The sequence below is a fragment of the Streptomyces sp. NBC_01283 genome (genome assembly GCF_041435335.1).
Taxonomy (GTDB): Bacteria; Actinomycetota; Actinomycetes; order Streptomycetales; family Streptomycetaceae; genus Streptomyces.
This window is the reverse complement of sequence record NZ_CP108430.1, coordinates 5,666,187-5,679,960: the sequence shown is the minus strand read 5'-3', so window position 1 is coordinate 5,679,960 and position 13,774 is coordinate 5,666,187. Positions and strand designations below refer to the sequence as shown.

At 71.6% G+C, this 13,774-nt stretch carries 13 protein-coding genes; 1 reads left to right on the top strand and 12 read right to left on the bottom strand.

The annotated features are described in order from the left end of the window. Positions 1-11: 11 nt before the first annotated feature. The 11 genes from OG302_RS25820 to OG302_RS25770 form a co-directional block, all read right to left on the bottom strand. On the bottom strand, positions 12-2,324 hold the full coding sequence (locus tag OG302_RS25820) for a xanthine dehydrogenase family protein molybdopterin-binding subunit (RefSeq protein ID WP_371528950.1): 2,313 nt from the start codon (positions 2,322-2,324) through the stop codon (positions 12-14). Next, positions 2,321-4,018 (bottom strand): 2Fe-2S iron-sulfur cluster-binding protein, encoded by a 1,698-nt coding sequence (locus OG302_RS25815; protein WP_371528949.1) that lies wholly within the window; start codon positions 4,016-4,018, stop codon positions 2,321-2,323. The genes OG302_RS25820 and OG302_RS25815 overlap by 4 nt, the downstream gene beginning before the upstream one ends. Further along, complete coding sequence (locus OG302_RS25810; RefSeq protein ID WP_371528948.1) at positions 4,015-4,917, bottom strand: xanthine dehydrogenase family protein subunit M; 903 nt, start codon at positions 4,915-4,917, stop codon at positions 4,015-4,017. The genes OG302_RS25815 and OG302_RS25810 overlap by 4 nt, the downstream gene beginning before the upstream one ends. Positions 4,918-5,214: 297 nt before the next feature. Further along, positions 5,215-6,885, bottom strand: a complete 1,671-nt coding sequence (locus OG302_RS25805) for a beta-N-acetylhexosaminidase (protein ID WP_371528947.1) — start codon at positions 6,883-6,885, stop codon at positions 5,215-5,217. 94 nt (positions 6,886-6,979) lie between these two features. Beyond that, a complete protein-coding gene (locus OG302_RS25800) occupies positions 6,980-7,279 on the bottom strand; it encodes a DUF3039 domain-containing protein (RefSeq protein WP_361186746.1) in 300 nt (99 codons plus the stop codon). A 152-nt stretch (positions 7,280-7,431) separates the two neighbouring features. Further along, positions 7,432-7,980 carry a hypothetical protein gene (locus OG302_RS25795; protein WP_371528946.1) on the bottom strand — a complete coding sequence of 183 codons (549 nt, stop codon included), beginning with the start codon at positions 7,978-7,980 and terminating at the stop codon, positions 7,432-7,434. Continuing rightward, positions 7,977-8,714: a hypothetical protein gene (locus tag OG302_RS25790; RefSeq protein ID WP_371528945.1), complete on the bottom strand. Its 738-nt coding sequence runs from the start codon at positions 8,712-8,714 to the stop codon at positions 7,977-7,979. The genes OG302_RS25795 and OG302_RS25790 overlap by 4 nt, the downstream gene beginning before the upstream one ends. A gap of 32 nt (positions 8,715-8,746) precedes the next feature. After that, positions 8,747-9,328, bottom strand: a complete 582-nt coding sequence (locus OG302_RS25785; RefSeq protein WP_371528944.1) for a hypothetical protein — start codon at positions 9,326-9,328, stop codon at positions 8,747-8,749. Positions 9,329-9,340: 12 nt separating this feature from the next. Next, positions 9,341-10,639, bottom strand: coding sequence for a putative T7SS-secreted protein (locus tag OG302_RS25780; protein WP_371528943.1), 1,299 nt, complete (start codon positions 10,637-10,639; stop codon positions 9,341-9,343). Beyond that, complete coding sequence (locus OG302_RS25775) at positions 10,636-10,950, bottom strand: hypothetical protein (RefSeq protein WP_361836579.1); 315 nt, start codon at positions 10,948-10,950, stop codon at positions 10,636-10,638. Before OG302_RS25775 ends, OG302_RS25780 begins: the two co-directional genes overlap by 4 nt. 167 nt (positions 10,951-11,117) lie before the next feature. Further along, positions 11,118-11,726, bottom strand: coding sequence for a YqgE/AlgH family protein (locus OG302_RS25770; RefSeq protein ID WP_371528942.1), 609 nt, complete (start codon positions 11,724-11,726; stop codon positions 11,118-11,120). A gap of 244 nt (positions 11,727-11,970) precedes the next feature. On the opposite strand from OG302_RS25770, the gene murA reads away from it, so the two are divergent. Next, positions 11,971-13,314, top strand: coding sequence for a UDP-N-acetylglucosamine 1-carboxyvinyltransferase (gene murA / locus OG302_RS25765; protein WP_361186749.1), 1,344 nt, complete (start codon positions 11,971-11,973; stop codon positions 13,312-13,314). Between the two features lie 69 nt (positions 13,315-13,383). On the opposite strand, the gene OG302_RS25760 is transcribed toward murA, so the two are convergent. After that, on the bottom strand, positions 13,384-13,665 hold the full coding sequence (locus OG302_RS25760) for an HU family DNA-binding protein (RefSeq protein WP_016645140.1): 282 nt from the start codon (positions 13,663-13,665) through the stop codon (positions 13,384-13,386). Between the last annotated feature and the right edge of the window lie 109 nt (positions 13,666-13,774).

The following is a 13,774-nucleotide window of genomic DNA, read 5'->3' as shown; positions in this document are numbered from 1 at the left end:
CAAGGGCGCCGTCACGTCGCGACCGCCGCCTGCGGGCGGATCGGGAGGCGGTTGACCGGGCGCCCGGTGGCCGCCCGTACGGCTGAGGCGACCGCAGCGGGGGTCGTCACGACCGGTACCGCGCTCGCCGCCTTCGCGCCGAAGGGGGCGACCACGTCGCGCTCCTCGACCAGCTTCACGATGCGGATGTCGGGGGTGTCCAGGGCGGTCGGGAGCGCGTAGCCCGTCAGGTCCGGGTGGCGGACCAGGCCGCGCGGCGTGCGGAGGTTCTCCGTGAGGGCCGCGCCTACTCCCTGCGTGACGCCCGCCTCGATACGCACCTTCAGCTGGGTCGGGTTGAGGATGCGGCCCACGTCCTGGGCCACCGCCAGCTCCACGACCCGTACGGATCCGATCTCCACGTCCACGTCCACGACCGCGCGGATCGCGCAGAACGCCATGCCCACGAACGCGTCGCCCTGGCCGGCCTCGTCGAGGGGCTCGGTGGGGTGGGGGCGGCACTGGGCCGTCGCCCAGAGCTCCTTGCCGTCCATCGCCTCGGTGACGGTCGTGCTCAGCACCCCGTCGTACGAGGTGATCTTGCCGTCGGTGATCTGGAGCAGCTCCGTGGACATCCCGAACTTGTGGGCCAGGGGCTGCAGGAGCTGGGTGCGGACCATCTTCGCGGCGCGCTCCACCGCACCGCCCGACACCCAGGTGTGGCGGCCGTGGCAGCTCGGTCCCGCTGGGGGCTGGTCCGTGTCGACGGGGGCCACGCGGACGTCGTCGATGCCGAGCGTCTCCTGGACGATCTGGCGGGCGAGCGTGGTGAAACCCTGGCCCGTCTCGACCGCCGCGCAGATGACCGTCGCGATGCCGTCGTGGACCTTCACCGTGGCCGTGGACACCTCGTCCGTGCCCTCCGCGCCCAGGAGTTGGACCATCCCGAGGCCGTAGCCGACACCCCGGCGCACCGCGGCCGGTTCGCCCGCGCCCTCGGGCCCTCCGGGCAGCAGCCACTCGTCCTCGGGGGTGTCCTTGGGCAGCTCGGGGAGGGGGAAGTCCCGTACGGCGCCGAGGAGTTCGGCGACCGGGGCCGGGCAGGTCACCGTCTGCCCGGTGGGCAGGATGTCGCCGGTGGCCATCGCGTTGCGCAGCCGCACCTCGGCCGGGTCGATGCCCAGCTTCTTGGCGATCTTGTCCATCTGGGCTTCGTACGCCGCGCACACCTGCATGGCGCCCTCGCCCCGGACATGCCCGGACGGCGGGTTGTTCGTGCGGACCGCCCAGCCCTCGATGAAGGCGTTCGGGACGACGTAGGGACCGCAGGCGAAGGAGACGGCCGCGGCGAGCGCGTCCGACGACGTGTCCGCGTACGCGCCCGCGTCGAGCAGGACCTGCGCCTCGACCTTCACCAACTTGCCCTCGGCGTCCGCGTGATGGCGGTAGCGGAGCAGCGTCGGGTGGCGGTGGGCGTGGCCCAGGAAGGATTCCTCGCGGGTCGCGGTCAGCTTCACCGGGCAGCCGGTGGTCAACGCGAGCAGGCCGAGCGGGAGATGGAAGCTGGCGTCCTCGCGGTCGGCGGTGGCGCCGGGGACACCGGTCACGACGACCTTCACGATGTCCGGGTCGATGCCGTAGCAGGACGCGGCCATGTCGCGGTCGGTGTGCGGGTCGGTGGAGGCGATGTACAGCTCCACTCCTCCGTCCGGACGCGGCACCGCGAGCCCGGCCTCCGCGCCGATCGGCGCCGGGTCCTGGCGGCCGATGCGGTAGAGCCCCTCGACGACGAGCTCGCCCGCCGCCTCCGGGTCGCCGTGCCGCAGCGGGATGTGCCGGATCAAGTTGCCGTCGGGGTGCAGGGGTTCGGCCGCGAAGGCCTTCTCCGGGTCGGTGACCGGGTCCATCAGTTCGTACTCGACGAAGATGGCCGCGGCGGCCATCCGCGCCGTGTCGGGGTGGTCGGCGGCCACGGCCGCGATGGGCTCGCCGTGGTGGCGTACGACGTCGGAGGCGAAGACCGGGCGGTCCGGGGTCTTGCGGCCGTGCAGGGCCTCACCGGGCACGTCCTCGTGCGTGACGACGGACCGCACGCCCGGCATCTCGCGCGCCTGGGAGGTGTCGATGGAGACGATGCGCGCGTGCGCGTGCGGCGAGCGCAGGACGGCCGCCCACAGCAGCCCCTCCGCCCACAGGTCGGACGCGTACGGGAACGTGCCCTCCGTCTTGGCGCGCGACTCGGCGGACGGCAGCGAGGCGCCGATGCCGTGCGGCAGCGGCTCGGGGCCGGGCTGCGGCTCCACTGCGGTCGCGGTGTTCCCGTTCCCCGCGGCTTCGCTGCTCACGCCTGGCCTCCGTCCTGGCCGTACGGCCCTTCGTACGTTCCGTCCTGCGCCGCCGGGTTGATCCCTCCGGCGCCGGGTCCCGCCTGGTGCGGAATGCGTGCCTCGCCCGCCTGGTCGTCCCGCACCGACGGCTCGGCGGCCGCGGCGGACGCCTCGCGCTCGGCGACCACCTCCTGGACGGCGTCGAGCACACCCCGGTAGCCGGAGCAGCGGCAGAGGTTGCCGCACAGGGCGCGGCGGGTCTCCAGGTCGGACGGGGCGGGGTTGCCTTCGAGCAGGTCGTGCACGGTCATCGCCATGCCCGGCACGCAGAAGCCGCACTGGACGGCGCCGCAGGCCGCGAGCGCCCGCTGTACGTCGGAGGGCCTGCCGTCGACGGCGAGGCCCTCGACGGTGCGCACCTCGCTCCCGGCGGCGGTGGCCGCGGGCACCAGGCAGGAGGCGACGAGACGGCCGTCCACCTGGACGTTGCAGGCACCGCACTCGCCCTGCGAGCAGCCGTCCTTGGCGCCCGCGAGGCCGAGGCGCTCGCGCAGGACGTAGAGGAGGGACTCGCCGATCCAGGCGTCGGTGACGGGGCGGTCGGCGCCGTTGACGCGCAGGACGTAAGAGCAGAGGGGGTGTTCGTCGGAGAGGGCGGTGGGGGCCGCCTCGGCTTCGGCTTCGGCTTCGGCTTCGGGGGCGGCTTCTGCTTCGGCTTCGGGGGCGGCTTCTGCTTCGGCTTCGGCCTCCGTCTCGGCTTCGGCGTCCGCTTCGGCCTCGGGGCTCTCGTCGACGGGGGCGGTCTCGGCTTCGGGCTCCGGCGCCGCTTCAGGCTCGGGCTCGGGCTCCGGCTCTGCTGCCGCGACGTCGGCCGCCTCAGGCACCTCGGCCGCCTCAGGCACCTCGGCCCCCTCAGGCGCCACGGCCTCCTCGGGCACCACGTGCATCTCGGGAGCCACCGGCGCCGTCGGGACGAACGCCTCCGGGGGCACCACGGGCTCGTGGTGGTGCTGCGGCTCGGCGTGCCCGGCGTACGGCTGCGCGTGCGGGTCGGCATGCGGCTGCGCGTACGGCTCGGCATACGGCTGCTGGGCCGGCTCCGACCACGGCGCGCCCGCGCCCGCGCCACCGGTCGCCCACGGCGCCGCGGCGCCGCCGGGCAGCGTCGCGGGGGGCGTACCTCCCCACTGCGCCGCGAGCGACGACGCGGTGAACTCACCCGATTCGTCCGGAAGATCACCATTGGCGACGGGGATCGACCACTGCCCGGTGACATCGGCCGGGGCAGGGGCGGCGGGCGCGTGCCCCTCCGCCTCGTGGAAGCTCCACTGCCCGGTCGCCCGGGGGTCGTAGGCGTGCTCCTGTACGTCACGGCCACCGTGGCCCTCGTGGCCGCCGTGGCCCTCGTGGCCGGACTGCTCGGGCATGCCGCCCGCGTCGGGCCACTGGACGTTCTGGGCACCGGGGCCCGCGCCGGTCACCTCGGGCGGCATGACCCAGACGCCGGTGGCGGCCGGGTCCGTCGCGTCGGCCGTCGTGGGGGTGACCGTTATCTGCGGCGGCACGTAACCGTGGCCGGGCGCGGCCAGCGGAGAGTGGTCGAAGGAGTCCAGGGCGCCTTCCGGCAGCTGCACGAAGGCCGTGGCGTCCGAGTCGTACTCGCCCTGTGGATGTGGCTGCCAGCCGCCATTTCCGTTCTGGTCGTCGCTCACGACAGCGCCCTCCCCAGTGCTCGTCGGGCCAGCGCGGCGACGGTGCGCCGCAGGTGCAGTACGGCGGGCGGCAGCGGCTGCGGTGAGCCGTCCTCCGCCGGAGGGTGGTCGGGGATGCAGGCGGCGGCGACGTACTCGCCGAAGGCGGTGAGCGCCTCCGGCACGATCGTCCGCTCGCCGTCCCAGTCGATCAGCGACGCGACCCACTGCTCGGCCTCCAGGGGCCGCAGCGGCATCGGCGCGACGGCACCGACCGCGCAGCGCACGCCGCGTCGCGCGGGGTCCAGGACGAGCGCGACGGACGCGGTGGCGCGGCCGGGGCCCGTGCGCCCGGTGGCCTTCAGGAAGACCTGCGGGGCGTGCAGGAGCGGCAGCCGTACGAAGCCGATGAGTTCGCCGGGGCGGAGCATGTCCATCCCCGCGAGCAGGTGCGAGACGGGAACCTCGCGGCGCGTGCCACCCGGTCCCGCGATGATGAGGACGGCTTCCAGGGCGGCCAGGACGGGCAGGGTGTCGCCGGTCGGTCCCGCCGTGGCGATGTTGCCGCCCAGGGTGCCCGCGTTGCGGATCTGCGGGGGCCCGGCGGCCCGTGCGGCCGCGGCGAGCGCCGGGATCAGGGCGGCGAAGTCGGGCCGCCCGACGCGTGCGTGGGTGAGGCCCGCGCCGAGCAGCGCGTGGCCGTCCTGGTACTGCCAGCCGCGGATCTCGCTGATGCGGCCGAGGCCGACGAGCGCGGCGGGGCGCAGGAGGCCCGCGTTGACGGACGCCATGAGGTCGGTGCCGCCGGCCACGGGCACGGCGGCGGGCATCGCGGCGAGTGCCTCCACGGCCTCGTCCAACGTCCCAGGCAGCTTCGCCGTCTGCGCGTGCTGCGCCGCCTGCGGTGCGTGCGTGCTCAAAACCGGCTGCCCCTTCCCGATGCCCGGCGGTTCTCTCGCCGTTCTCACCGTTACGCCTGTTCCGCCGTACGGTACGTGTTCACAGCCCGGACGTGGCAACTCTGGCACATCTTCCCCGGCCCCCGGCGCGGGGGTCCGCTAGGAGTCATTCGTCCGTAGACCTGGGGGATGTGCCGTTTTCACACGCCCTTGCCGGTCAGCGGGAATTGCCACTCTTCGGTGACTCTTGTACGGCTTTCGTCGAACCGCCCACGCTGCCAGCGCGGGCGGCCCGACACGCGGAGCATGGGGTACGCCTCACACGTTCGGGGGCGCCCCGTCGATCGGGCGTCCGAGCACTCCCGGGCGCTTCTGCCACGGCAACGGGCCGCCGGGCGGGCGGTAGTCGACGCCGAGTGCGTCAAGTCGCGCGTAGTGCGGGGTCATTCGCCGCTCGAAGTCCGCGAAGTCGCGCTCGGCGGATGCCGGGAGCGAACTCCAGGAGACCTCGGCGAAGGCGGCGAGGCGCGGGAACACCTGGTAGTCCACGCGTGCGTGGTACTCCATCACCTCGGTCCAGACATTGGCCTGGGTGCCCAGGACGTGCCGGGCCTCGTCCTCGGTGAGCTGCGGCGGCACCGGCTCGAAGCGGTAGACGTCCTCCAGGGTGCGGACGAAGCCGATGGGCGCGGGCTCGTCGGGGCCCTCGTGCTGCCGGTGGTCCAAATACACCTGCTGCTCGGGACACATGACGACGTCGTGCCCCGCCTTGGCCGCCGCGATGCCGCCCCCGTAGCCGCGCCAGGAGGACACGGTGGCGCCCTCCGCGAGGCCGCCCTCCAGGATCTCGTCCCAGCCGATGAGCCGGCGCCCCCGCTCGGTCAGCCAGGAGTCGAAGTGCCGGATGAACCAGCTCTGCAGCCCGTTCTCGTCGCCGACCCCCAGCTCCTTGATGCGGGCCTGCGCGGTGGGCGACTCCCTCCACTGGTCCTTGGGACATTCGTCGCCGCCGACATGGATGAAGGTGGAGGGGAAGAGGTCGAGCACTTCCTCGAACACCCCCTCGTAGAAGCGGAGGGTGTTCTCGGTCGGGGCAAGGACATTGGGGTTGACGCCCCAGGTGTCCCAGACGCCGAGCGCCGAGGTGTCGACGACGTCGGTGTTGCCGAGCTCCGGATAGGCGTGGATGGCGGCCTGCGAGTGCCCGGGGATGTCGATCTCGGGTACGACGGCGATGTGCCGCTCATGGGCGTACGCGACGATCTCGCGGATGTCGTCCTGCGTGTAGAAGCCGCCGTGCGGGGTGTCGTTCCACAGCTCGGACGCGCGGTGCCCCCACTTCGAGCGCGGCCGCCACGAACCGGCCTCCGTCAGCTTCGGGTGGCGCTTGATCTCGATGCGCCAGCCCTGGTCGTCGGTGAGGTGGAAGTGGAAGACGTTCAGCTTGTGGGCGGCGAGGAGGTCGAGGTAGCGCAGGACACCGTCCTTGGGCATGAAGTGCCGGGCCACGTCGAGCATCATGCCGCGCCATCCGAAGCGGGGGCTGTCCTCGATGAGGCACCCCGGCACGGCATACCGCCCGGCGGCCCGCAGCGGGGCCCGCCGGAACGCCTCCGCCCCGATGAGCTGGCGCAGGGTCTGCGCACCCCAGAAGACACCGGGGGCGGCGCCGCCGAGGATCTCGATGCCGCGCTCCCCCGCGGTGAGGCGGTACGCCTCGGGCGCGAGGGAGTCGTCGATGCCCAGCGAGATGCCGCTGCCCTCGCCGGGCGCCAGGGGCAGGCCGAGCGCGCCGCCGAGCGCGGCACGCAGCCAGCGCTCGGTGGACTCGGTGCCGGGACCGGCCCGGAGCACGGTCGACGAGTCGAGGATGAAGCCTTCGGAATGCGGTCCCTCGGCGCGTGCGGGCGCCGGGACAAGTTGAGACAGCGGCCCGGAGGGCCGTCGAGCAGGGCGGTGGTGGGCGACGGGTGGGCGCTCAAAGGTCATGCGGGGAGGCTGCCACGCGATTGCACATCGCAAAAGGGGCGTTGCGGTACACGCAACGCCCCGTCGCGAGGAGGGTCATGGGCCGCGCCGCGTGCTACTTCTTGCCGCCGTCCTTGCCGCCCTTGTCCTTGTCGCCACCGGCGCTCATGGACTCGTAGATCTCCTTGCACATGGGGCAGACGGGGTACTTCTTCGGGTCACGGCCCGGCACCCACACCTTGCCGCAGAGCGCCACGACGGGCGTACCGTCGAGCGCGCTCGCCATGATCTTGTCCTTCTGGACATAGTGCGCGAAGCGCTCGTGGTCACCGTCACCGCTCGACACCTGCGGCGTCGGCTCGACGAGGGTCCCCGTACCTGCCCCGCGCTCGGGCTCGGGCTCAAGAGTGCTCATGGCATCCAAGGGTACCTACGCTTGCCAGTTGCGGGCATCGTCCGCCGGGCCGTACGTACCCGGCTGCCGCGAAAGACCACCGGAAGTCAGCCCACGAACTTGTAGACCAGCGCCCCGACCATCATCGCGTGGTCGTTTTCCTCGGTCATGCCTCACACCCATCTCAACGAGTACGCGATCGCTTCACACAGGTCGCCCATGGGGCCCTCCGTGCCGCTCAGCGGCATGGAGAACGCGAGCACCAGATAGCCCACGCCGCCCGGCATGCGCACGTGGAAGTCCGACGTCGTGTCCGTGACGGCACGGACCGTCTCCCCCGCGGGGAGCTCACCGGTCGAGATCCGCGCGTCCGGGCCCCTGCGCCGGGCCAGCGTCCCGGCCAGGCCGGCGACCTCCGGAGCGAGCCCCGGCGGCGTGGGGAGCAGGGAGACCAGCAGCGACGCGGGATAGGCCGAGTCCTGGGGCGACTCGGTCTTGAGGAAGAACTCCAGGGCACCCTGCGCGACTCCCACCTCGGCGGTGTTGCGCAGGGTCGTCCAGATGCCGCGCCGGGTCTCCGCGGAGGCACCGCTGTCGGCGGCCTCGCGGTCCACGAACGTCTTGAGCTGGCCACGCCACCGCTCCTGTGTCAGGTCGACGCGGAACCAGTCGCGGGGGACGAGGATGCGGTAGTCGGACGGCGGCGCCACGGTGTCGCTCACGCGTCCGCGTCCCGGTCCGGGATGATCAGCGGCTCCCCGTCCGCCTCGAACAGGCGGATGCTGCTGACTATGTTCCCGAACATCGTGGAGAACTCGTCCCAGCCGACCTGGGTGGGCGTGCCCATCTCCATCACCAGCGTCGTGCCGTTCGGCAGCGGGACGTAGACGCGGATGAACCACGTCGGGATCCGGATGCCGTCCGGGGACTCGGTCAGCTCGCCGGTGACCTTGTCGACGCGCGTGCCGATGCAGGACACCGCGGGGCCGCACGGCAGCAGGAGCTCCGTGACCTCGCCCGCGTCCTCACGGCGCAGGCTGGACGCGATCGCCGCGAGGGGGTCCGCGTCCTCGTCCTCGGGGCTGTCGACCAGGGCCGCGTAGACCGTGGCGCTGCACGGGGCGTCGCCGACCGCGCCCACCGCGATGGCCGCGTACTCGGCCCCGGACTCCAGCAGGTCGTCGATGCCGAGCGCGCAGATGACCGCGAGCTTGAGCAGGTCCTCGTCCTCGGCGCCGGGCAGCGCCTTCGCCGCGAGCTCCTCCAGGAGGCGGGCGCCTTCGTCCTCGTCCTCCTCGTGGAGGGGGAGGTCGTGGAAGATCTCCGGCATCACCCAGCGGACGTGGATGCCGTCGCGGTCGATGCGGGTGGCGGATCCGGAATCGGGCCCGGCGTTCTGCGCGGGGATCGCCGGGGTCGTCGCCTCGAACCGCAACGGCTCGTAGGGAGGGGCCACTAGGGAGGCCGTGGCTGCTGGGGATTCCGTGGTCACTTGGCGCCGTTGCTTTCCGGGAGCGGTGGGATGGGGAGTTCGGGGGCCTCGGGGAAGAACTTCCGGGAGGTCGCGTACATGCCGTAGTACGGGTAGAGGGCGGGGATGTCGGCGCCGCCCCTGCGGGCGATGCCGACGATCTTCCGGTAGAGGCGGACCCTGCAGCGCATGTTCCGCAGGGTCGGATCGGCCACATCGGGGCCGCGCAGACGGTAGGCCACCAGGACGGACGCCAGGATGAGCAGCGCGTCCACGCAGAAGAAGGCGATCTGGAACGGCCTGGACCGCTGGGATGCGACGAGATCCCAGAAGGGCCACGCGCCGACCCCGAACACGAAGACCGGGACGGCGAGAAAGCAGCCGACGAGGCTCCCCTTCTCCGTGTCCCTGCGCCGCTGGTACAGCAGCCAGTGCACGGCCCGGTCGTCGAGGAAGTCGAACCGCACCGCACGCCCGTACGCCTCGGCCGCTTCCCGCGCCGCGGGCACGGCGGCGATGACCGACGACGGAACCAGCTCGTGCCCGGTCCCGCTGTCGTCGACGAACGTGCCGCGCCCCAGGGCGTGGTAGTCGCTCATCCGCCCCTCTCCTTACCCGGCCGGGGCCAGCGAGGAGTGGAACGACGTGGAGGAGGGCGTCGGGCTCGGGCCCGGCCTCGGGGACGGCGTGGGCGTGGGCGTGGTGGGGTTCGACGGCGTGGTCGGCGGGGCGCTGGGCCTGGGGCCGGGCCCGGGGGCCGGGGTGATGGGGTGCGGCGTGTCGGACGGCTCTCCCATGGCCTCCTTCATCCGCATGATCGACTTCACGTAGAGGTTCCCCAGGGCGGCGCCCTTGATGTAGCGGGTGACGACCTCCGGGTTCCAGCCGCCGGCCGGCAGTTTGGGGGTGGTGATGCCCCGCTTGGCGAGCATCTTGGAGGCGAAGCCGACGCCCTTGTTGATGTTCTTCACGGCGAAGCCGTTGGTGAACGCGCCCCAGACGCCCTTGCCCGCACCGGCCAGACGCGCGCCCTTGGCGGCCGCGGTGAGGCCCTTCAGGGCGCCGAGCCCGGGGATGATGCCGAGGACGTCGATGCCGATCGCAAGGAGGTCGAGTTTCCCGCCGCGCGCGAAGACGTCGTACAACCGCCCGGACAGGGCCGTCGCGCTCATCGCGGCGCCGACGCCGACCAGGACGATCGCCAGGGTGCCGCCCGACAGGACGATCGCCGCCACGAGCGCCGCCACCGCGAGGACCGTCGCCGCGGCCGTGAACCAGTCCGCGTGATCCGCGATCCAGTTCATGAACCCGCCGGGGTCACGCACCCCGTCATGGTGGATGACGTTCTTGATCTTCTTGGCCGCCGCGCTCGCCGCGTCGTCCCGGATCTCGACCGCTTCCATGATCTTGCCGCGGTGCTGGGCCATGATCGTCGTCGCGTCGTCGCGCTTCTTCTGCTGCTTCGTCCGGTCGACGGAGTCCTCCTTGGAGGAGGGCACCGTCCCCTCGGTCTTCTCCAGCTCCTTGAGCGCGGACTTCTGCTCCGTCTCCGCCTTGCGGAACTCCTCAAGGGCCTTGTCCGCCATGCGCTGCGCGCGGTGCAGCTCGCTGGCGTACTCCTTCGACTCGCCCTCCCTGACCTTGGTGCCCAGGGCGTTGGAGGCCTCGTCATAGCGGTCGTACGCCTTCTTCAGGCGTCCCGCGGTGTCGCCCGCGACCTCGTGGAAGGCGCGCCCGGCGTCACTGTCCCAGCTCTCGACCGACGCGAGCGCCTTGATGTTGCGCGCCTGCTTGTCGATCTCCTCGGCCATGCCGCGCAGCTTCTTGCCCAGGCGCGCGACCTCGTACGGGTCGCCGGGCACGGGATCGGAGTCGTAGAGAGGAGTCCAGTCGGTCGGCCGCCCGCTCACTTCGCGCCCTTCTTGTCGCTCTTCTTCGCGTCACGAAGCGCGTTGGCGAGCTCGTGGTCGATGTCCTCGTACGCCTTGGCCGCGTCGGCCGTGATCTTGGCGAGGTTCTCGATGTCCTTGTTCAGCTTCTTGCGCGTCTTCTTCCACGTGCTGGAGAAGTCGTCGAAGATCTCGCGCAGCTTGTCGCTGCCCAAGTCCTTCTCGTAGCCGTCCGAGGGGTCGCCGTTGTCCTTGAACTCGCGGTGGATGCGGTAGAGCGACTCCGAGCAGTCCTTGATGAGGTCGAGGTCGTACCTGGTTCTGTCCGACACGGGCTCAGACCTCCCGCTCGTACGAAGCCGCCGCGAGGGCAGGCAACTTGGGCGGATAGCGGCGCTTCACGGTCAACCCCCGTATGCAAGACGTCAAGTACGCGTCAGGACGGTAACCGTGTGACTCGTGGTTGCGCCACTGCGATCCATTGTGCGGCGCCGGACCGTCAGTTGAGCGAGGGATCGTCCGGATATGTCGCCACCATGGCCAGCTCACTGCGCTGCCTGCGCAGGACCGCGCGCCACAGTCGCTCGGGGTCCGGCGACGAGACGTCGCCGGGTTCGGACTCGACCACGTACCAGGCGCCCTCGACGAGCTCGTCCTCCAGCTGGCCGGGGCCCCAGCCCGCGTAACCGGCGAAGATCCGCAGCGAGCCGAGCGCGGGGGCCAGGAGTTCGGGGGGCGTGTCCAGGTCGACCAGGCCGATCGCGCCGTGCACGCGCCGCCAGCCGATCGGCTCGCCTCTGCCCGAGCGCGTCCGTGAACCCGCCGCGGGTCCCTCCTCGCCGGGGATGACAGCCACGCCGAGCGCCGAGTCGAGCGAGACGGGGCCACCCTGGAAGACGACTCCCGGGGCACCGGCCAGATCGCCCCAGCCCTCCAGGATGTCCGCCACGTCCACCGGCGTGGGCCGGTTGAGGACCACGCCGAGCGAGCCCTCCTCGTCGTGGTCGAGGAGCAGCACCACCGCGCGGTCGAAGTTCGGGTCCGCCAGGGCAGGCGTGGCCACGAGCAGCCGCCCTGTGAGCGAGGACACCTCCGTCATGAACGACATGATCCCGCATCTTTGCCCCGCGGGGGGAGGCAATGCCCGTACGGGAGTGAATGCAGCTCAGGGCGCACTGAAGCGTCCCGAGCGCACACCGGGGCCGGTGACCCGGAGTGTCCGGTTCCGAACGTTTCGTGTTGTCGCGAACTCCTGACGCGGTTTGCGCGTCCTTAGCCTTACGGAAGGGGGGTACGCGCCCATTACCCTTGCCCTTTGGTCCACCCGTCCATCCAATCGGAACGCGAGATTCATGACCGTCACCGACGATGTACTGCTTGTCCACGGCGGAACCCCGCTGGAGGGCGAGATCCGTGTCCGCGGCGCGAAGAACCTCGTGCCCAAGGCCATGGTCGCCGCGCTGCTCGGCAGCGCTCCGAGCAGGCTGCGCAATGTCCCCGACATCCGCGACGTCCGCGTCGTACGCGGGCTCCTGCAGCTGCATGGCGTAACGGTCCGCCCCGGTGAGGAGCCGGGCGAGCTGGTCATGGACCCCTCGCACGTGGAGAGCGCCAACGTCGCGGACATCGACGCGCACGCGGGCTCCTCGCGGATCCCGATCCTGTTCTGCGGGCCGCTCCTGCACCGCCTGGGCCATGCCTTCATCCCCGGCCTCGGCGGCTGCGACATCGGCGGCCGGCCGATCGACTTCCACTTCGAGGTGCTCCGCCAGTTCGGCGCGACCATCGAGAAGCGCGAGGGCGGCCAGTACCTGGAGGCCCCGCAGCGGCTCCGCGGCACGAAGATCAAGCTGCCGTACCCGTCCGTCGGCGCCACCGAGCAGGTCCTGCTGACCGCGGTCCTGGCGGAAGGCGTCACCGAGCTCTCGAACGCCGCCGTCGAGCCCGAGATCGAGGACCTCATCTGCGTCCTGCAGAAGATGGGCGCGATCATCGCGATGGACACCGACCGGACCATAAGGGTCACCGGTGTCGACAGCCTGGGCGGCTACAACCACCACGCCCTCTCGGACCGCCTGGAGGCCGCCTCCTGGGCTTCCGCGGCTCTGGCGACCGAAGGCAACATCTACGTCCGCGGCGCCCAGCAGCGGTCGATGATGACGTTCCTGAACACCTACCGGAAGGTGGGCGGTGCCTTCGAGATCGACGACGAGGGCATCCGCTTCTGGCACCCGGGCGGCTCGCTCAACGCGATCGCCCTGGAGACGGACGTGCACCCGGGCTTCCAGACGGACTGGCAGCAGCCTCTCGTCGTCGCCCTGACGCAGGCCGCGGGCCTCTCGATCGTCCACGAGACGGTCTACGAGTCCCGGCTCGGATTCACCTCCGCGCTCAACCAGATGGGCGCGCACATCCAGCTCTACCGTGAGTGCCTCGGCGGCTCCGACTGCCGCTTCGGGCAGCGGAACTTCCTCCACTCGGCGGTCGTGAGCGGCCCCACGAAGCTCCAGGGCGCCGATCTGGTCATCCCCGACCTGCGCGGCGGCTTCTCGTATCTGATCGCGGCTCTGGCGGCGCAGGGCACGTCCCGCGTGCACGGCATCGACCTGATCAACCGCGGCTACGAGAACTTCATGGACAAGCTCGTGGAACTCGGCGCGAAGGTGGAACTGCCGGGCCGGGCGACGCTCGGCTGACGCCACACCAAGCACGCCGAAGGGGCGGCCACCCAACCGGGTGGCCGCCCCTTCTATAGCTGCTTCAGGCTACTTGCCCTTGGCGGCTTCCTTGAGCTTGGAGCCCGCCGAAACCTTGACGCTGTAGCCGGCCGGGATGTTGATCGGCTCGCCGGTCTGCGGGTTCCGGGCGGTGCGAGCGGCACGGTGGGTGCGCTCGAAGGTCAGGAAGCCGGGGATGGTGACCTTCTCGTCGCCCTTGGCAACGATCTCGCCGACGGTCTCGGCGAACGCGGCCAGCACGGCGTCGGCGTCCTTGCGGGTCACCTCGGCACGGTCGGCCAGCGCGGCCACCAGCTCACTGCGGTTCATGTTTGTACTCCCGTGTTCTTCTTGCCGTTGAGGCGTGCCACGCGGCGGAGCCGCATGATGGGCACAGCGAAGCCGATGCTGCCAGGGTCCTCGGTCAGGCCCCGGACCC

Bases quoted from the DNA above. Each gene is read 5' to 3' on its own strand.
- OG302_RS25805 (WP_371528947.1), bottom strand. From the start codon at position 6,885: ATGACCTTTGAGCGCCCACCCGTCGCCCACCACCGCCCTGCTCGACGG.
- murA (WP_361186749.1), top strand. From the start codon at position 11,971: ATGACCGTCACCGACGATGTACTGCTTGTCCACGGCGGAACCCCGCTG.
- OG302_RS25770 (WP_371528942.1), bottom strand. From the start codon at position 11,726: ATGTCGTTCATGACGGAGGTGTCCTCGCTCACAGGGCGGCTGCTCGTG.
- OG302_RS25800 (WP_361186746.1), bottom strand. From the start codon at position 7,279: ATGAGCACTCTTGAGCCCGAGCCCGAGCGCGGGGCAGGTACGGGGACC.
- OG302_RS25785 (WP_371528944.1), bottom strand. From the start codon at position 9,328: ATGAGCGACTACCACGCCCTGGGGCGCGGCACGTTCGTCGACGACAGC.
- OG302_RS25760 (WP_016645140.1), bottom strand. From the start codon at position 13,665: ATGAACCGCAGTGAGCTGGTGGCCGCGCTGGCCGACCGTGCCGAGGTG.